Annotated in this window: 16 protein-coding genes; 1 reads left to right on the top strand and 15 read right to left on the bottom strand. The window is 67.9% G+C overall.

Features of this window, described 5'->3' with window-relative positions; genetic code table 11:
- Position 1: 1 nt before the first annotated feature.
- From ACFV15_RS39710 to ACFV15_RS39685, 6 genes are all read right to left on the bottom strand, one after another.
- Entirely contained in the window at positions 2-712 is a 711-nt protein-coding gene (locus ACFV15_RS39710) for a hypothetical protein (RefSeq protein ID WP_378357497.1), read from the bottom strand.
- Between the two features lie 56 nt (positions 713-768).
- A complete protein-coding gene (locus tag ACFV15_RS39705) occupies positions 769-1,488 on the bottom strand; it encodes a Crp/Fnr family transcriptional regulator (protein WP_378357495.1) in 720 nt (239 codons plus the stop codon).
- A 766-nt stretch (positions 1,489-2,254) separates the two neighbouring features.
- Positions 2,255-3,700, bottom strand: coding sequence for a hypothetical protein (locus tag ACFV15_RS39700; protein WP_378357493.1), 1,446 nt, complete (start codon positions 3,698-3,700; stop codon positions 2,255-2,257).
- A gap of 167 nt (positions 3,701-3,867) precedes the next feature.
- Positions 3,868-4,632, bottom strand: coding sequence for a Crp/Fnr family transcriptional regulator (locus ACFV15_RS39695; RefSeq protein ID WP_378357491.1), 765 nt, complete (start codon positions 4,630-4,632; stop codon positions 3,868-3,870).
- A gap of 163 nt (positions 4,633-4,795) precedes the next feature.
- Positions 4,796-5,332 carry a carboxymuconolactone decarboxylase family protein gene (locus ACFV15_RS39690; RefSeq protein WP_378357489.1) on the bottom strand — a complete coding sequence of 179 codons (537 nt, stop codon included), beginning with the start codon at positions 5,330-5,332 and terminating at the stop codon, positions 4,796-4,798.
- 13 nt (positions 5,333-5,345) lie between these two features.
- Positions 5,346-5,603: a DUF6235 family protein gene (locus tag ACFV15_RS39685; protein WP_370943921.1), complete on the bottom strand. Its 258-nt coding sequence runs from the start codon at positions 5,601-5,603 to the stop codon at positions 5,346-5,348.
- 271 nt (positions 5,604-5,874) lie between these two features.
- Here ACFV15_RS39685 and ACFV15_RS39680 point away from each other — a divergent pair, with 271 nt between their 5' ends.
- Positions 5,875-6,048, top strand: a complete 174-nt coding sequence (locus ACFV15_RS39680; RefSeq protein ID WP_378357487.1) for a hypothetical protein — start codon at positions 5,875-5,877, stop codon at positions 6,046-6,048.
- Here ACFV15_RS39680 and ACFV15_RS39675 read toward each other — a convergent pair.
- The 9 genes from ACFV15_RS39675 to ACFV15_RS39635 form a co-directional block, all read right to left on the bottom strand.
- Positions 6,031-6,204, bottom strand: coding sequence for an acyl-CoA carboxylase subunit epsilon (locus ACFV15_RS39675; RefSeq protein WP_378357485.1), 174 nt, complete (start codon positions 6,202-6,204; stop codon positions 6,031-6,033). The two genes, ACFV15_RS39680 and ACFV15_RS39675, sit on opposite strands and share 18 nt — an antisense overlap.
- Positions 6,201-7,721, bottom strand: coding sequence for an acyl-CoA carboxylase subunit beta (locus tag ACFV15_RS39670; protein ID WP_378357509.1), 1,521 nt, complete (start codon positions 7,719-7,721; stop codon positions 6,201-6,203). Before ACFV15_RS39670 ends, ACFV15_RS39675 begins: the two co-directional genes overlap by 4 nt.
- A 110-nt stretch (positions 7,722-7,831) precedes the next feature.
- Positions 7,832-7,999 (bottom strand): DUF6222 family protein, encoded by a 168-nt coding sequence (locus ACFV15_RS39665; protein ID WP_378357483.1) that lies wholly within the window; start codon positions 7,997-7,999, stop codon positions 7,832-7,834.
- A complete protein-coding gene (locus ACFV15_RS39660; protein WP_378357481.1) occupies positions 7,996-9,030 on the bottom strand; it encodes an SDR family NAD(P)-dependent oxidoreductase in 1,035 nt (344 codons plus the stop codon). The genes ACFV15_RS39665 and ACFV15_RS39660 overlap by 4 nt, the downstream gene beginning before the upstream one ends.
- A 114-nt stretch (positions 9,031-9,144) precedes the next feature.
- On the bottom strand, positions 9,145-9,618 hold the full coding sequence (locus ACFV15_RS39655; protein WP_378357508.1) for a flavin reductase family protein: 474 nt from the start codon (positions 9,616-9,618) through the stop codon (positions 9,145-9,147).
- 73 nt (positions 9,619-9,691) lie between these two features.
- On the bottom strand, positions 9,692-10,129 hold the full coding sequence (locus ACFV15_RS39650) for an acyl-CoA thioesterase (protein ID WP_378357479.1): 438 nt from the start codon (positions 10,127-10,129) through the stop codon (positions 9,692-9,694).
- A gap of 2 nt (positions 10,130-10,131) precedes the next feature.
- Positions 10,132-15,951 (bottom strand): SDR family NAD(P)-dependent oxidoreductase, encoded by a 5,820-nt coding sequence (locus ACFV15_RS39645; RefSeq protein ID WP_378357477.1) that lies wholly within the window; start codon positions 15,949-15,951, stop codon positions 10,132-10,134.
- A 145-nt stretch (positions 15,952-16,096) separates the two neighbouring features.
- Positions 16,097-17,029 carry a hypothetical protein gene (locus ACFV15_RS39640; protein WP_378357475.1) on the bottom strand — a complete coding sequence of 311 codons (933 nt, stop codon included), beginning with the start codon at positions 17,027-17,029 and terminating at the stop codon, positions 16,097-16,099.
- 508 nt (positions 17,030-17,537) lie between these two features.
- Positions 17,538-18,671 carry a nucleotide disphospho-sugar-binding domain-containing protein gene (locus ACFV15_RS39635; RefSeq protein ID WP_378357474.1) on the bottom strand — a complete coding sequence of 378 codons (1,134 nt, stop codon included), beginning with the start codon at positions 18,669-18,671 and terminating at the stop codon, positions 17,538-17,540.
- Between the last annotated feature and the right edge of the window lie 99 nt (positions 18,672-18,770).

The following is an 18,770-nucleotide window of genomic DNA, read 5'->3' as shown; positions in this document are numbered from 1 at the left end:
TTCACCCATTTCGCACGCCGAAGACGATGTCCGTAGCGGTCACGCCGCCGTTGACCGTGGTGTGGACCTGCGTGCCGCCGCTCACCGTCGGCGACTGGCCTGGTTCCGTCCCGGCCGCCGAAGACAGCTGACTCGCACCGGGCACCCAAAGCCAAGCAGTACCTTGATATTCCTTCTTCTCTACTGCCACCTGCCTGAACTCTTCTGGCCGCAAGGTGGTGTGCCGGGGCTTCACCGTGTCTTCGAAGACAGGCGCCGACAAAAGCGCGGCCATCTGCACGTCAGGGAACTCTTCCAGTGCGTCTCGCAACTGCCGTGAATCGAGTAGGCGGCTTACCTCCACAGGAGCCGGACCCGCATACCCGTTGTGTCCTGTGACAAGCCTGCCGAAATGGATCGCGACACGAAGCCTGAGCTTCGCCCCGTCGGCCATCAACGAGTTGTGCCGCGCCAGAGCCGCGTCCAGTTCTCGAAGGAAGCGGTCCACGACAAGCGCTTCCGACTCGCCGGCAGGAAGTATCGCGAGTTCGGAATCCCCTCCTGGCTGGCGTTCCCAGCCGACTCTGTCCAGCCCCGCCGCGGTCGCGGAGGAGTCAAGCACTTCGAGGAGATAGCGTTGGGTGGCCAGCTGATGCGTGTCGTTGCCGCGGCTGTAGCCGCGAGCGTCAGCAGCTACACAGAGCCGACGGCTGACCGCGCCGATTGATGGCATTGAGTGAGCCCTTCTTGATCATTAGGAAGATTTTCACCATCATTCGCGACTTTCAGTCACGAAAATACGCACAGAGGCGGGTTCTGGTCCCACTCGGCGATCGAACGCAGCCGCACGGAGTCGACGATCTCCAGCCGCCGGTAGCGTCGCTTGATCACATTCTCGTCCTCGAGCATGCGTAACTCACGTTCAGCTGTCCGCTGGGCGATCCCAGCGAGTGAGCCCAACTCCGCTTGAGTCAGGTTCAGTCCCAAGTCCCAGCCATCCGGCCTCTGGTTTCCGTAGCAGGCGGCAAGCTCGGCGATGAGCCGAGCCACGCGCACTCGCGGGCCGTACGTCCCCGCGTCGATACGTCGCCGATTTGCCCAGCGCAGCCGCTCGCTGATCATCCGCGTCACTGCGAGAGACAGCTGCGGATGCTGGGTCATCAGCGCTTCCAGCCGCCGCCGGCCGATCTTGGCGACCGTCACGACACTTCCCGTGATCACGCTCGCGGACCGGGGCACGCGCTCATCGAGTGCGCTCATCTCGCCGATCATTTCGCCGGCGATCCTGATCCCCAGCAACCCAAGATGCCCTGAGCTGGTGTGCACCAGCACTTTCGCCGTGCCACTGAGCAGCACCAGCACATGATCTCCACGCTCGTCTTGACGCAGAAGATAGCGCTCTTCCGGATAGCGATTCACCACACCTGCCGCGAGCACCTCCTGACGTACGTAGGCGTCGAGACTTCCGAGCAAGGTGTTCCGGGACCAACGTCCGTCATTTCGTTCCATTGTGCACCACAAATCTCCCTCCCCAGGGATTGCTGACTGACCGGCGAATCGCACAGAGGCCCGCGATGTGTGGGTCAGCTCGACCGCCGTCGCACCGCTTCGCGCCATTCCGCCAAGTGATTCCGCGCCGCCTTGATTACCTGCGGACTTCGTGCAGCCTCCCTCCGCACCTTTTGGAGCCACTTCTTGTGACAGTTGCCCAGTCGTTTCCCAGAGCCACAAGGGCACCGGCTTCCCGCCGGGGCACCATCAGTCAGGGCAGCCAGCAGGCATTCGAATTGATCAGGCGACAGTTCGACGGAATTTTCGCGAAACCACTGCCGGTAACCCGCTTCGTCGTGGTCCCAATCCCGCGACGGCCAGTACGGGCGCACGTCGTACTGTCGACGCCACTCGAACTGCACCTGCAGTGAGATGAACGTGGCTACGGTTTCGAGGTAACGACTTAGCCCTCCGGGCCGCTGGAAGTCGTCGACCGGCGCATCCAGTGGTAGCCAGAGACAGAATCGCCCGCTTTCCTCCACATGGTTTTCACCTCCCTTCACGAACCGGCTCCCCATGTCAAACGTGTCCGGTAGTTCAAAGGGAGATGCCGCCGGGTACAAGACAGCGATCCGAAACTCTTCCACTACCTGACCGGGGAGTCGGACCTCCATATCACCGTCAATCCTCAAACGTCCGTCCCGAACACCCTGGTGATGCAAGCTAGGCTGCTCTGCGGCGAGAATCTCTCGATCCTCTTTCAGCCGCGCTCGCGCGCCCCTTCTCAGGACTGCCGCCAGGGGCGAATTGAGACAGCACGCGCAGACTCAGACTCGACGAGCGCAGACAGAGCGCTCCAGCCGATACTCGTGACATAGGCCTTTGCGCTCTCGTCCCAACTGAAAATGTCCTGCAGCCAAGCAGGCAGACGTTCCCGAAGTCCTCGATCGATACCGATCTGGCCTCCGTCGAGCCGCTGCTGGATGTTCGCCGCACTCGCTGTCGAAGCGCCGAGACTCACGTAGTCAGCACGACCGTGCTGCCCGATCTTCGATACCAGCACCTCGCCCCAGCTCAAGCCGATCGCGAGCCGTTGCCGCGGCACCCCCGTGACCTCGGGAACGATCTCATCCGCGACCGTGGTCAGCGCGGCCGCGAGCCGAACGGCGTCAAATGCGGCCGCGGCTTCGTCGGCCACCGGACGGTATGCCAAGGCCTGCATGCGGTCCCCCTGATATTGAATCCGCAGTGCCTCGAACTCCTGCACAGCGGAATCACGCATGACACCGCGAAGCACGTGGAAGAACCGCACGGCCTCTGTCTTGTCTCCGAGTTCCTCGAGCTGGTCGATGTACGCCGTGAATCCGTCGACATCGGCGAAGAGGGAGGCTCCGGACACTCGCTTCGTCGAGGAGAACCTCAACGTCGCTTTGTCGATCGACTCCTTGACTTCGGCACTCGAAATACATCCGCTGGGGAATCGCTCGAGGGCATCTGTCAGTCGCTGACGCGCAGCCTCGAGAGTCCAGTTCCAGCCGTACTCGCCTGCCAAGCGTTCGACCTCGCCGACGGTGAGACTCAGGCACCAGGTTTCTTCGTCCACGGACGTCGTGCGCGCCCGAAGGCCGTCCGGCAAGAGGTCACGGACCTGAGCCGTCATGCGGATTCCCGAACTTCGCAGCGTTTTCGCCGCGTGGTTGGCGGCGCTACCGAGGAACAGCAGTTCTCGATCACCTTGCGCGCCATTCTTCGTCGCAATGCACTCGCCGTGGTCGAGGCCCGCCGCAACTGCCCATGCCCTGCCGCCGTCAAGTTCGAAAATCTCGTTGAAGACCGAAGTCACATGGCGGATCGCGAGGCACGTCAAGACGGCCTTCACCACCATCGTGCCGCCCTGGCCCACTGGCCGGTAAGCCACCGCGTGTGCCCTCGGCCCTTGGAAGTGCACCTTCCAACCGCCGAAGTCGTCTTCGATGACCTTGCTCACCTCGCGAGCGAAGACATGAAGCAGCCGGAGCAGATCTTCGCCGTGATCATCTCGCTCCTCACGGAGCAGCTGGTTGAAGTTGGTCACGTCGACGTAGAAGTGAGTGCCCGTCAGAACTCGCGGCTCCTTGCGGCTGATCAGTTCGAAGTCGATCTCCCTCGCCACCTCGGTCAACACAAGATCCCGGATCTCCTCGTTGCGCTGCTGAGCGCGTTCACGCGCCCAGGACGGAGTCCAAGTCATTCCATCCCTGCCGAATCATCTAGTCGCGGAGCCGTTCTCGGCTTCAGGGCGCAAAGTCCACCACAGCCCACCGACAATTCCTCGCCGCGACTGCGCTGAACAGCTCATTCATCCAAGATGGCGTGACGCCTGTGCGCCGAGGGCCAGTTTGAAGACCGGTGAACGGCTCAGTCCACTTTTCCATCATTTGATGGATCCAAGCCCGCACGCGCACGCAGAGCCGCAAGATCAGGGATGATGGGATGTCTTCCAGGCTCGATCAGATGGTCTTTGCGCAGTTCGGCCAATGCTCGCTCCGCGGCAGCCCGCTGCACTCCTACTAGCGTGCCCAGTTCGAGCTGAGTGAGATTGGCGTGGATCAGCACGCCGCCGGTGCCCGTCGGGCGCCCGCAGGTCTTGGCGAGCTCGACCAGCGCCCTGGCCAATCGCTCGGGTGCCCGCATCGCCGTGTAGTCAATCCGCTTTCGGTTGGCGGCTCGCAACTTGAGACTGACGGAGGCCACGAGCCGGCGCATCGCCTGTACGTCTTCCGCGAGAATCGCTTCGAACGGCGCAGCCTCGACACGGACCGCGACCACAGGCTTCCGGCCACAGGCGACAACCGTCGCTGACCGCGGACTCCCGTCCAGCACCGCCTGCTCGCCGACGACGTCACCGCCTACGCGGATGGCCAGCAGAGCTTCGCCTTTCCCCGCAAACCGGGCGACAACCTTCACATAAGACCCAAGCAACAGGTAAACCGACTTGTCCTGCTCGCCTTCTATGATGAGCCGCTCACCGGCACTGAAATTGTGCACCTCACCCGCGGCGATCAGCCGCGTTAGCGTGCGAGGGCAAAGCTCCGACAGAAAGCTCGCCGTCGACCAGTCCCCCATCGCCGTAGCGAGATATTGGTCGAACTCGGAGCCGCCGACGCGCAACACATTCGGCACCCTAACACCGCACCGAACGTCGACCAGCCGGTTGATATTTGAATATGGTTCATGTTCTTGAGTTGAAGGATCAAGGCCGGCACCACGCATCCCACAGCCGTCACCGCAGCAGCGAAGTCACATGCGGAGGTCATCCTGAGATGATTTCGCGCGGTCGGTTAGGTCAGAGGTGCTCGGCGAGGCCCGCGTAGCCGATGTCGTGCAGACGTTGGCCCGAGGTCGCCGCGTAGCCGGGCCCCGCTTCGATGCCGAGGCCTTCGACCATGCGGTTCATGAAGTTGAACAGCGCGCAGACCACGACCGCGTCGTGCAGTGCGCTGTCGTCCCAGCCTGCCGCGAAGACCGCTTCGGCGTCCTCGGCGGTGATCTTGGCCGGGGTGCGGGTGAGCTTGCCGACGTAGCGCAGCACCGGCTTGAGCTTGTCGTCGATCGGAGCGGAGTCCAAATCGGTCAACGCCGCCGTGAGCAGGCCTTCCGGGACGCCGAACGCCTCCGCGGTCACGGTGTGGATGCCGTGGCAGTAGTCGCAGCTGTTGACGCCGGAGACGTACGCGGCCAGCAGCTCACGCTCGCCGGGGGTGAACACCGACGGGCCGCGCAGCACGACCTCGTGGAGGTCGAGCAGCGGGCGCGCGGTGGCCGGGTTGGCCTGGAACACCTGCAGTAGATGGGAATCGGCGGGCAGGGACTTCAGGAACATCCGTTCTCCCTCATCACACTTCGGCACCGATGTGCAGGATATCGAACGATTCCTTGTTGTGTATCCCGATCTTCACGCGGAGATCTTCCTTGACCTGGAAGATGAACCGCTTCGCCGTTCCCTCCGGGAACACGTCGTAGATCAGGAACGCCGTGCCATCCCCCACGGAGAACAGGGCTTTGTACATGGCGTTCTTGTCAGCCTGGCTGGCCGACGCGGCCCACCGTTCGAGCACAGGCAACCCCTCGGTGAGCCGGAGGCGCATAGCCATGCGGTGGCCTCCTCGCCAAAAAGAGCGGACTCCGGCAGCACAACCCAGTTTGCCGGTCACCCGCCTGGCTGGTCTTCTTCGATCTTGCCTTGGAACAGGCGCAAAGGAAAAGTTGTCGGTTCGCACCCCGGCGCGGTGTCCTTGCTATAGCAGAAAACGCACCGAGTGGGGAGTGAAAAATGACTGAATACCTCGACCCTTATGAACTCTTCGCGGATGACGACGTCATGGTGGAGGAAGGCACGGAAGAAGTGGACGAAGCAGCATGAGCATGGCGAAGCGTCAGCGGACCTGCGCGGCCTGCGGCGCGCCCTTCGCCGACGGTGAGACCGCCGAGCTGGAGCCGTTGATCGACGGCGTGGTCCGGTACCTTGCCGTGCACCCCGGGCACAGCACGCGTGGCAGGAGCAAGGGATACGACGAAGAATTACCGAAGGCGAGTTGAGTCCAAAGTCGACTCACGCCAGTGCGAACCACGCCACCGGGAGACCGGGGCGTGCCTCACCGGCCGCGGCTGGGCGGCCAGCGAGGCGAGCACCGCGATCAACGCGGCGAGCTCTTCGGCGTCTGGGGCGCCGCGCTCGATCCTGATCTCGGTCATACCGGTGGGTTCCCGTGCTTGCGCTGGGGCATCGGCTTGCGCTTGTCGCGCACCATGGCCAGCCCGCGTGCGATCGCCGAGCGGGTGTCGACCGGGTCGATCACGTCGTCGACGAGACCGCGCTCGGCGGCGTAGCCGGCGTGCATGAACTCCTCGGTGTACTCCGCGACGAGCCTGCTGCGCAACCGTGCCGGGTCCTTCGCGGTCGCCAACTCCTTGCGGTGCAACACGTTGACCGCGCCCTCCGCGCCCATCACGGCGATCTGGTTCGTCGGCCAGGCCAGCGAAAGGTCCGTGCCGATCGACCGCGAGTCCATCACGATGTACGCGCCCCCGTACGCCTTGCGCAGGATGACCTGCACACGCGGGACCGAGGCCTCGCAGTACGCGCTGAGCAGCGTCGCGCCGTGCCGGATGATGCCGGAATGCTCCTGCTCGACCCCCGGCAGGAAGCCGGGCACGTCGACCAGCGTCACCAGCGGGATGCTGAAGGCGTCGCAGAACCGCACGAACCGCGCCGCCTTCTGCGACGCCGGGCCGTCCAGCACACCGGCGAACACCAGCGGCTGGTTGCCGACGACGCCGACCACATGCCCGTCGACCCTGGCGAAGGCGCAGATGACGTTGCCTGCCCAGAGCTCGTGGATCTCGAAGAACTCGCCGTCGTCGACGATCTCGGCGATGACCTCACGCATGTCGTAGGGCTGGTTCGGCTCGACGGGGACGATCTCGGCGAGCCTTGGCCGCTCGTCGTTCTCGGCGTCGGACGAGCCGGTGTGCGGTGCCTGCTCCAGATAGTTCCTCGGCAGCATCGAGATCAGGTAGCGCACGTCCTCGAGGCAGCTCTCCTCGTCGTCGTGCACGACAGTGGCCACGCCGGACAGGGTGCCGTGCACGTCCGCGCCGCCGAGTTCGTCGTGCGAGACGCGGTGCCCGGTGACGGCCTCGACCACGTCGGGGCCGGTCAGGTACATCCTGGCCGTGTCGCGGACCATGAACGTGAAGTCGGCCAGTGCGGGCGAATACGCCGCTCCCCCGGCGCAGGGGCCGAGCACGACGCTGATCTGCGGGATCACGCCCGACGCCTCGACCTGGCGGCGGAAGATGCCGCCGTAGCCGTGCAGCGCGAGCACACCCTCCTGGATGCGCGCGCCGCCACTGTCGTTGAGCCCGATCAGCGGCGAGCCGGTGGCTACCGCGAGGTCCATCACCTTCTGGATCTTCGCCGCGTGCGCCTCGCCGAGCGAGCCGCCGAACAGCGTGAAGTCCTGCGCGTAGACGTAGACGCGGCGCCCGTCGATGGTGCCGGAGCCGACGACCACGCCGTCGGTGTGCGGGCCGCCGGAGCGTCGCCTGGTCAGCTGCTGGACCTCGGTGAACGACCCCTCGTCGAGCAGCAGGTCGAGCCGCTCACGCGCGGTGCGCTTGCCGAGCGAGTGCTGCCGTTCGACCGCGGCCGCGTTGCCGTCGAAGATCAGCGACCGCTGCTCTGCCCGGTGCGCGCGCAGCAGCTCCATCGATTTCGCCTGCTGGATCAGCGAAATCACCCTGCCGTCGGAGGACCGGCTCAGCTGACGCCAAGACCGGTCCTCCGGCGGCGGGGCGTACGCGTAACCGGCCCCTTCGGTCACGCCGCCCGCCCCAGGCGGTCTTTGTCACGCTCGATCTCGGCCACGACGTCACTCCAGCGCAGCCCGCGGGCGAGCTGCGGGGTGCGCACCGGCGCTGGCTGGAACATCAGCAGTGCGATCTCTTCCGTCTCCGTGGTCTCCGTGGACGCCTCGTTGGTGGTCATGCCATCGCCTTTCGGGATTCGGTGTGCGAAGCGGTGCCCGCCTGCCTGGCGGTCAGCCGCCCTGTCCGGTGCAGCCAGCGGACGCTGTCCGTCACCGTGTCCGTGAACTCACGCGGGCCGATGCCCGCCGTCGGCGCGCCGGGGCCGGTGGGGACCGCGACCGCGCAGGTGTACAGCGCCCCGTACTCGGCGGGGATATGCCACGGCCAGCCACGCTGGACGAGATCGGCGGTCTTGCCGATCGGGAACATCGCCTTGGCAGGCAGGAAAAGCGTGGGCAGCGCGCGACCGGTGACCGCGCGGACGGTCTCGATGTACGCGCGGGTCGTCAGGAAGTGCGACGGCCCGAACACGCGGCTGCCGCCTGGGGCCTTTATCGCTTCGGCATGCATCCGCGCGGTGTCCCTGACGTCTCCGAGCGGCAGTCCGCCTGCCGGCCAGAACGGCATCAGCCCGCGCAGCACGTCACGCAGCCGCGCGTTCTGGTCGCCGAGATGCGGGTCGTGCGGGCCGAGCAGCGCGGGCGGATACGTGATGACCACGGGCGCGCCCTCGTCCTGATGCCTGCGCGCGACCTCGTCCGCGGCGGCCTTGGTCGCCAGGTACGTCTCCTTCGGCTTCCCGATCGGCGACCAAGGGCCGACCGAGGCCGAGAGCGACGGGAAGAGCGCGCCGACGCTCGACACGTGCACGACCGGGATTCCGTGCTTGCGCGCCGCTTCGAGCACGACCTCGGTGCCGCGGACATTGGTGCGCGCCATGGCCTCGCGGTCACGGCTGTCGAACGAGTACACCGACGCCGCGTGCAGCACGGCGTCGGCCCCCTTGACGAACGCCGCGATGGTTTGGGGGTCGGTGACGTCGCCGACGACGACGTCGACCGCCTTGGCGTCGACCTCCAGCGGCCCGAGTGCCCGCGCCACCCTGGCCTCTTCCCTTGCCAGCAGCCGAACCTTATGTCCACTTCGGACGATCGCGGCCACCGAGTGGGCGCCCACGAACCCGGTACCCCCGGTCACACCCACCAGCATCCGACCCACCCCTCACGTTGTCTTCGTTACCCCCAATGTGGCTTTCGTCAGTTTTGAGCTGACGAAAGCCACATTGGCGTGGCGAAAGCTGACGAATGCCACATTGGGATTTTTTTAAGCGGATTGGCGGGCTCGGGGCTCGATGTCGTGGTAGCCGCCGCCGTAGAAGACCAGGGCGTCTTGGGCGGTGCCCCGGCTCGCCGAGAGGACCTCGCCGACGAAGATCGTGTGGTCGCCGCCTTCGTAGGCGTGGGCGAGGCGGCATTCGAGCCAGGCGAGCGCGCCGTTGAGCAGTGGTGCGCCCGTGTGCTTGCCGAAGGTGCAGTCCACCTCGTCGAACTGGGCGAGCCCGCCAGGGCGCCGCCAGTCGGCGAAGTACTTGGACAGTTCCCGTTGCCCCGAGCCGAGGATCGTGACCCCGAACGAGCCAGCCGCCTCGATCGCCGAGTGCATCCTGGCCGCGCGGGAGACGCAGCACAGGACCATCGGCGGTTCGAGTGACACCGAGCTGAACGCGTTGGCCGTCATGCCGTGTCCCGATTCGCCACCGGCGGTGAGCACCGTGATGCCGGTGGCGAACTTGGCCATCACCTCACGAAGGCCCGTCTGCGAGGAGAGCCGCCGCGGTGGCAGCAGCCCCTTCAATGCCGGCTCGACCACTTCAGACCCCAGCCGTGAGCGTGTACGGGGCCAGCGCCTCCCGCAGCGCCTCCGGCACCCGCGAGGGCACCGTCGCCGTGTTCGGGCCGCGCATGCACGCGATCCGCTGCCGTCCGCGCGCCACCAGCCGCTCGCCGTCCGGGTGCAGGTGCACGTAGTCGAAGGCGAACTGGACCTGGGTCGAGGTCTGCTCCTCCAAGCGCATCCGGATGGACAGCTCGTCGAAGGCGGTGATCTCGGCGAAGAACTCGCAGTCCACCTTGAGGGTGAACAGCTTCAGGTCGGCGCGGACCTCCTCGAGCACCGCGGGCGCCTTCTCCTTGAGGAACATCTCGCGGCAGCGGCCCTGCCAGCGCAGGTAGTTCACGTAGTAGACGTTGCCGACGAGGTTGGTCTCTTCGAAGCCGACCGTGTGGCGGATCTCGTAGTACCCGGACATGTTCAGTCCTCTCCCTGAAGAACAGCGAATACGATCGGATCCGGCTTGCCGTTGACCGTGGTCGCCCAGGTCGCGATCCGGGCCGAACCGCTCGACAGCAGCGCCCAGCCGTCCTTGTCCACCCGCCCGACGGTGAGTGCCTGCGTCATGGCGCCGGTCTTGCGCACGCATTCCAGCGCGGACCAGACCCTGGTGTTGGAGATGTCCGTGGACTCCCCGGTCTCCGACGCCAGCAGCGCGCCGACGGCCAGCAGGTCGTCGCCGAGCAGGCCCGCCCAGTCGTCTTCGGTGCGCGACACGGCGGTCTCCATGTCACAGGTGAGCGAACCGCTGCCCGCGACGACCAGTGTCAGCTCCGAGGTGTGCGACGCCGAAACCTCGACCTCGCCTGCCTCCGGCTTGCCGTCGGGGCGATAGCGGATCTCCAGCGGACGGTCGACCGCGCGGCTCGCGGCCAGTGCCGTCTGCGCACGGCGCTCGGCCGTGTCCCTGGCGGGAGCGCCTGCCGGGTCCGGCTCGAGCACGACCGCGCGCTGCCCGCCGAGCACCCGCTCGCACGCCCTTTCCAGGTACGAGCCGAGCATTGTCGGCACCCAGGGGCCCGCGCCGTCACGCTTGCGCACCGCGCGCAGGCTCAGCCCTTGCCACCGCTCGACCAGCTCACCCGAAGGCGACCGGACGTCGAGGTCGTAGACGTAGGTGTCGCCGTCCTGCGAGCGTTCGCGGGCGTCGAGCACCACGAAGTCAGTGTCCTGATCGGACGGTTGCGCCAGGTACAGCTTCTCGATCCCTTGCGGCAGCAGTGTCGCGTCGGGGATGCAGCACTGGATCGCGTGCATCATCGCGTCGCGCGTGCCGGGGTCGGCCAGCAGCTGCTCCTGCGGCAGGAACGGGGCGAACCAGGACACCGAGGCCGAGGTCGAGATCTCGGCGACCGCGTGCCGCGCGCTCGCCCTGCGGTACCCGGTCACCCGCTGGAAACGCTTGCCCTGGAACAGAACCTCGCCGTAGAGCTCGCTGACCGGGTCGACCGCGACCAACGGGATCTCCGTGCTCCGGGCCGGCTCGGCCGATTCGGGCAGTGCGGGCCGTGGCAGCCGGACCCTGGCTCGGAAGTGGTCCGCGCTGAACCCGGTGTCCGCGCTGCGGAGCACGATGTCGACGTGCTCGTCGTCGCGGGCGAGCGCGGCCAGCCGGATCGTGTTCGAGCCGTCCGGCGGCACCACGATCGGCCGCAGGAACTCCACATCGGACAGCAGCGGCACACCGGGCCTGCCGAGCACGGCGGCGCTGACCTGGGTCATCGCCTCCATGCCGATGACCGCCGGGAACAGCAGCGCGCCGTCGAGCAAGTGGTCGGCCAGGTACGGGTCGCTGCCTGCCGACAGGTCGGCCTCGGTGATCAGCTCGATGCCCGGGTAGTGCACCAGCACACGGTCGACGAACCGGGCGAGCGGCACCTCGGTGTTCTCCACCGGCAGCGTCGGCAGCCCGGCGGTGCGGCCGCAGACGACCACCACGTTCGGGCCGTCCGGGTCGGCCAAGACCTGCCGCAGCACGTCGATGCCGACCTCGGTGGGGATCGGGGTGATGCCGTCACGCAGCAGCGCGCCGACGACACCCAGCTTCTCGCCCATTCCGGCGCCCGACCAGACCGACCACTCGAGCGCGACTGCCCGCGCCTGGGGGTACTCCTGGCCGAAACGCAGTGTCAGCTCGGTCATCCAGTCGTTGGCGGTGGCGTAGTGCGCCTCACCGCGCAGACCGGCCCGCCCGATGATGCTGCCGAAGGTGACCAGCAGCTTCACCCGGTTCGGGTCGACCGAGTCGAGCACCGCCTTGAGGCCGCCGATCTTCGGCGCGACCGTCTGCTTGAACGTCTGCTCGTTCAAGGCGAACAACGCGGCGGGCTCGTTGCGCCCGGCGCCGTGCATGATCGCGGTGACCGGGCCGAGCGCGGCCTCGGCGCGGGCGACCGCGGCGCGGACCTGCTCGGCGTTGGTGACGTCGGCGCGCTCGTAGACGACCGTGAGGCCAGCGGCCTCCATCCTGGCCAGGTTCTCGGTGAGCTCGGCGTCGCCTGCCGGGTCGCTCCGGCCGAGCAGCGCGAGCTTGGCGCCCGAGTCCTTGGCCAGCGCGATGGCGCTTTCCGCGGTGATGCCCTTGCCGCCACCGGTGACCAGCAGCACGTCCGTCTCGTCGAGCGGGACCGAGCCGGTGGCCGACGGCGCGGACACGCTCAGGCTCGGGATGAGCCTGGTGCCGTCCGCCTCGTAGCGTGCCTCGGTGAAGTCGTTGGTCGCCGCCACTTCGGCGACCACAATGGACACCGCTTCGGAGATTCCCAGCGCGTCCGACGGCGCCACGTCGGCCAGGTCGACGATCGTCGTCTTCGCCGACGGGTCTTCCAGGCGCAGCGTCTTGGCCAGGCCGGAAGCGCCGAGGCCGTGCTGCACCACCACGAACCGCGTGCCGTTCGGCGCGGCCATGGTCGCGCGGCCTGCGTCGAGGAACAGGCGGATGTGCTGGTCGTCGCAGTCCTCCGGCAGGCACAGCAGCACGCCGTCGCCGAGACCGGCGTTCGCCAGCGCGTCACGCAGCGGCTCCGCGAGCGAGTGCCCGTCGGTGGTGTAGACGGACCACTCGGCCGTCGAGACCCCGGCCGTGCCGAGCGCGGACGGCGGGTGCGGCGCAGGCACGTAGTCGACCGCGAACGGCCGGACCCAGGTGTCCACACCGGTCACTTCGCCGCCGCCTGCCGCGTCCTCCGGCTTGGCGGTCGAGGCCAGCTCGTCGATCATCTCGGCGAGCTCGCCCAGGCACACGGTGGCGAAGTTCGGCATGCCTTCCAGCGCGGGACGACCCAGTACCCTGGTCACGTCGTTGACCAGCTGGCCGACCGTGATCGAGCTCAGGTGCAGGTCGTCGAGCGGGTGCGTGTCGGCGGTGACCGTCTCCAGCGGCAGCTCGACGCGCTCCGCGGCCAGCTTGCGCAGCAGTTCCAGCGTCGCGTTGCCACCACTCTCCACAGTGGACGTGGCGGCGGCCGCCTGCTCGGGGCGCTTGGCGTCGACCGTCAGCCCGGCGCCGATGGCGGGCGCGGACTCACACGGGCTGGCGAGGAAGGTCATCGCGCCGTCGAGCGGCAGCGGCCGCAGTACCCGGCCGTCGAACAGCGCGCCGGTGTCGATGCGGGTGCCGAGCGCGAACGCGGCGCCCGCGATCCGCAGCACCGAGGTGAGCGAGGCGCTGTCGGTGTCGACGGCCAGCACCGGGGTGCCTGGCGCGATCTCCTCCATCAGCCCGGTCAGCACCCGGCCGGGGCCGACCTCGATCACCAGGTCGCTGCGCTCGGCGACCTTCGCGGCCGCCTCGCGGAACCGGACCGGCAGCACGACCTGGTCGCGCAGGAGTTCGCGCAGTTCCTCGGAAGCGTGCAGGACGTCACCGGACACAGTGGACACGACCGGCCGCTCGAGCCTGGCGAAGTCGAATCCGGCGAGGTGCTCGGTGAACGCCACGGCCGCGGGCTCGACCGCCGGCGAGTGGAAGGCGTGCGAGACGTTGATCCGCGTGGCGGTCACGTTTTCGGCGCGGGCACGGGCGCAGACGCGTTCGACCGCCGACTCCGGGCCGGAGACCACGGTCTGGCCCGGCGCGTTGTACCCGGCGATGACCACGTCTTCACCGCGGATGAACTCCTCGGTGCGGTTCGCCGAAGCGGCGATACCCGCCATCGCGCCGCCGCCGTCGCTGGCCTTGGCCATCACCTTGCCGCGGACCTGCGCCAGCCGGACGACCTCACGCTCGTTGAGCGCGCCACCCCAGTACAGCGCGGTCAGCTCGCCCAGGCTGTGCCCGGCGGCGATACCGGCCTCGATGCCGAGGTGGTGCAGCACGCGCAGACCGGCGAGCGAGCCGGTGACAATGCGCGGCTGGGCGACCTCGGTGGCCACCTGATCGCCGTTCGCGGGCAGCCCGGCGACCGAGAAGATCTCGTCGGCGGCGGGGAACCGGCGCCGGATCGCGCCGACCGCGCCCTTGCCGGAACCCTGACCGGGGAACAAGAAACCAACCTTCGGCGCCGTCTGCCGGTCGGAGCAGAACAGCCCTTCCTTGTCGGAGAAGATCTCCGTGCCGCGCTCGTCCAGCAGCGCCAGCAGCCGGGTGAGCTTCTGCTCGGCGTCGTCCGGCGTGGTCACCACGACCGCCGCGCGGACGGACTTGCCGCCGAGCTCCTTCACCAGCGCGCCCGCCAGGTCGGTGACCTCGGCCATCGACAGCTTGGCCACGACCGGGATCAGGTCGGTGACGCGTTCGCGCAGCTGGTCGGCGTCGTTCGCGTCGAGCAGCAGCAGCTCGGCGTCCTGACGGCTCGCGACCAGCTGACGGGTCCCGGCGTCGAGATCACGGCGCCGGGCCGCCGCCGGGCCTTCGCAGACGGCGACGTGCGAGTTGATCCCGCCGAAGCCCATCGCGGAGACGCCGGCGCGGATCGCACGGTCGGAAGGCCACAGCTCCGCCGTGGAGGGCACGTACATCCGCGCGGAGTCGCCGGTGAGCTTCTCGTGCGGCTCGAAGTGCGCGGTGCCCGGCGGGATGACCTGGTGGTACACGGCCAAGGTCGCCTTGATCAACCCGGCGACCCCGGCCGCTGCCTTGGTGTGCCCGATGTTGCCCTTGATCGTGCTCAGGGCGGCGGGCGCGGCCAGCGGGTCGGCCTGGCGCCTGGCACCGGACAGCGCCTCGATCTCCGTGGCGTCACCCAGCGCGGTGCCGGTGCCGTGCCCTTCGAAGTACGAGACCGTCTCGACGCCGTAACCCGCGCGGTCGTAGGCGCGGCTCAGCGCGAGCTGATGCCCGGCGGCCTCGGGCCGCGTGATGCCGCCCTTGCCGTCGGAGGAAACACCCCAGCCGGAGATGGAGGCGTAGATCCGGAGGTTCTGCTCGACGGCGTCGGACTCGCGCATCAGCACGAGCATGCCGGAGCCCTCGCCCGGCCAGAAACCGTTGGAGCCCTTGTCGTAGACCTTCATCTCGCCCTTGGCGAGCGCGCCGGTCTTCGCGAAGCCGATGACCTCGAACGGGTCGATCGAAAGGTCCACACCACCGACGATGGCGACGTCGAGGTCGCGGTTCACCAGCGCGTTCGCCCCGGTGACCACCGCGAGCAGGCTCGACGAACAGGCACCGTCGACGGTGAACCCGCCGCCCGCGAAGTCGAAGTGGTTGCAGACCCGGCCCGCGATGGTGTTCGCCAGCCCGCCCGCGAGGGTGTCCTCGTCGATCTCCGGGAACGGCGACTTGTACTGGAGTTCCAGGTCCTGCAGGAAGCTCGCGGTGTCGTCCTCGGCCCAGCCGCGGTCCTTCAGCGCGGCGGCGACCGTGCGGCGCACATACGGCCAGCGCAGCCGCATGATGTTCGCGCGGGAGAACTCGCCGGTGAGGCTGTTGCCGATGACGACGCCGGTGCCCGCCTTCGGCAGGCCCTCGCCCTCGGGGAAGCCCGCGTCGGCCAGCGCCTGCGTGGCGACGTCGAGCGCCAGCCAGTGCGTGGTGTCGGTCGACCGGAAGGTGCTGCCCGCGATCTTGTGCTTCACGCGGTCGAACTCGTAGTCGCGCAGCACGGCCGCCTTCTGGGCGTAGAACCGGTCCGGCGCCTTCGGATCCGAGGAGAAGTAGTCCTCGCGGTTCATCCGCTCGTCCGGAAGCCGCCGGAACGCACGGCGTCCCGCCAGCACGTTCTCCCAGAGTTCGGCCGCCGACGTGGCGTCCGGGTACCGGAGGCCGATACCCACGATCGAGATCCGCTCACTACCCATGCCACCGCACTCCAATTAGCCGTCTGTGTTACGAATCCGGGTTCCACGATGCTCTTGGTTCGGCGCGACGTCTTCTCTTGGGATGCCCGTCATCGCACGACGGGCATGCTCAGAGAAGTTTTCGTCCTTTGAGGACAGTCGGAGTTCACGGAACGGACTGGCGCACCGAACCGACCGCGAACACCGCCGACTTCGCCCGGCTGTCGACGGGCGTGACCCAGGTGGCGGCATAGCCGTCCCCCGCGCGCCACAACGCCCAGCCGTCCGGGTGCACTTCCACGATCTCCGGTTTCCCGGTCATTCCAAGCTCGGCCAGGCAGGTCACCGCCGCTGCGAGCTGCGTGTCCCAGCCGGTCACACCGGGCTCGGCCGGTTCCAGCGCGCAGGCGATGGGCTCGTCGGCGACCACGGCCAGCGTCAACCCCATCGCGCGTGCCGTGGCCACCTCGGCGCCTGGCAGCTTCGGCCTGCCATCCTGGCGATACCGGACGTCAACGGGTGTTCCGAGCGCCCTGCCGATGGCCAGCCCCGCCTGGACACGTTCGTCCACCACGGCGAAGCCGTCCACATTGGCCGGATCCGGTTCGACCGCGACCTTGTGGCTTCCGCCGAGTAATCGCTCCAGCGCACGTTCAAGGTAGGCGCCGAGCAACGGAGGCGCCCATAATCCCGCGTGCCCCTCGCGGAGCACACGCAGCCTGAGGCCTTCCCAATACTCGACGAGCTTCCCGCTCAGCGTGCGCACGGAGACGTCGAAGATATGTTTCTTGTAGAGCTGGCCACGTTCCTTCGCGTCCACCACGACCGGGAGGCGGCGGCTGATCGGCGGCGGCACGAGCAGCCGGTCCACACCCTCGGCGAACAAGGTCATGTCGGGCAGGCAGCAGCGCGCGGCGTGCAGCACGGCGTCGCGGAGTTCGGCGTACGGCCCGACCACGATCACCGCGCGCCTGGCGCTCACATGCCGGTAGTCGACGGTGCGCCGGAGCCGATCGTTGTCGAACGACGCGGGCTCGAGCGGCACGCTGGGCAGCAGCGGGGCCTCGAACTCGGGAACCGCGAGCGGATCGGTAGCCACACCCCCACCTCCAGCGTCGGCGAATGCCTGCTCTCCCACTGTCCTCCTGGCGCGGGTGGGCGGTCTTCTCCTCGCCCGCCAGGCTCAGGGGGTCGTCTGTGTTGCGGCCGGTTCTAACCCAATGCCCGGGTAGTTAAGGGTCGGGCAGGTCGGTCAAGCCCGCTGCCCGGCGGGTGCCGCAGGGGTGCTTGAACGTTGCGAACGGGGCGTTCGCAACGCTGAGCGACACATACGCCCCGTTCATTCCGCCCACCCCACCCCGCAAAAGCGGGCAAATGCGACATGGGGGGCGAAATTCAGCCGCTTGAGTCCTTTGTGGACGTTAGATGCTCGGGTTTCAGGTGCTCACGTGCCGATTGACAACGCGGGCTAAGCCTTAACTACCCAGCATTGCAGATATGCGGGTGAGGGCCTCCCTCACCCAAGCCGAGTCCACGCGCATGGTGCGGGCGAGCCTGCCGAGAGAGAGGTCGTGAGTGGTATGACCGGTTCTAACCGGCCGTACCACTCACGAGTCCTTGATCTCCTCCAGCGAGGCGGCGATCTCGGCCGGTGAAGGCTGGGCCGCGACCGCGGCGGCGGCGCCCGCAGCGCCTTCGCCGAAGCTGACGGTTTCCAGCAGGCGCAGGCAGCCCTTGGCCAAGGATTCCGGTGAGATCTCGTCGGGCCGCAGGCGGATGCCCGCGCCGGAGCGCACCACCGCGGCCGCGTTCTCGAACTGGTCGGCGAACTGCGGCAGCACCAGTTGCGGGAGCCCGGCAGCCAAAGCGGTCAGCGAAGTCCCTTGCCCGCCGTGGTGGATCACGGCGTCGCTGGCACGCAGTACCTCCGAAAGCGGCATCCGGCCGACGTGTTCCGCGACCGACGGCAACGGCTCCCAGGCGGCCACCGCCTTTTCGTCGGCGACCAGTACCGGGTCGAAGCCCAGGTCCGCCAGGTTTTCCAGGGTTTCGGAGATCAGCGGGGCGAGGCCGCGGACGTCGATGTGGGGCACCAGGGTGCCCATGGTGAGGCAGATACGCGGTTTCGCACGAGGCTCCAGCATCCAGCCGGGTACGGGTGCGTCGCCGTTGTACGGCACATGGCGGATTCCGTGATGCGGCAACGCGTGCGGCAGGCGCAACAGACGTGGCCACGGGTCGAGTACCCAGGTCGGGTCAGGCAACCGCTCGCCGAGTACCGCCTCGGCGCCGAGGCGGTACTCGGGGAGTTCCGCCACGCCCCAATGCAGCTGGACGATCGGGAGGTCGTGCCTGGCGCCGGCGACCGGGCCGGCGAACTCGGCCCGGTCGCTGACGATGATGTCGGGGTACCACTGGCCGATCAGCTCGGTCATTCCTGGCAGCCCGCTCGCGGCCAGCTCGCCGAAGACCAGCCCGTGGCCGTAGCGGAGCCGGCGTTCGACCTCGCGCACGTCCGCGCCCGGCACGCCGAGCTCGGGCGTGGTCTCGGCCGCGAGCTCGACGAAGTCGGCGGCGGGCGCGGTCGCCGCCGCCGGCAGGCCGGCGCGCACCACGGACGGCACGTAGTTGGCCGTCGTGGCCACCAATACCTCGTGACCGGCTGCCCGGCACGCCCACGCGAGCGGCACCAGCGGGAAGAAATGGCCCGACAGCGGCGCGGTGGTGAAGAGGACACGCATGGCTTTCCTTAGCGCAGGTCGTGAGTGGGTTTGGCGGGGTGAGTAGGCCCAAACCAAGACCGCGGACTGTTTGTGGCCCGGGGTGGGCCCGCCGCCGGC

The sequence above is a fragment of the Amycolatopsis sp. NPDC059657 genome, assembly GCF_042734395.1.
Classification (GTDB): Bacteria; Actinomycetota; Actinomycetes; order Mycobacteriales; family Pseudonocardiaceae; genus Amycolatopsis.
This window is presented reverse-complemented; position numbering and strand designations above follow the sequence as displayed.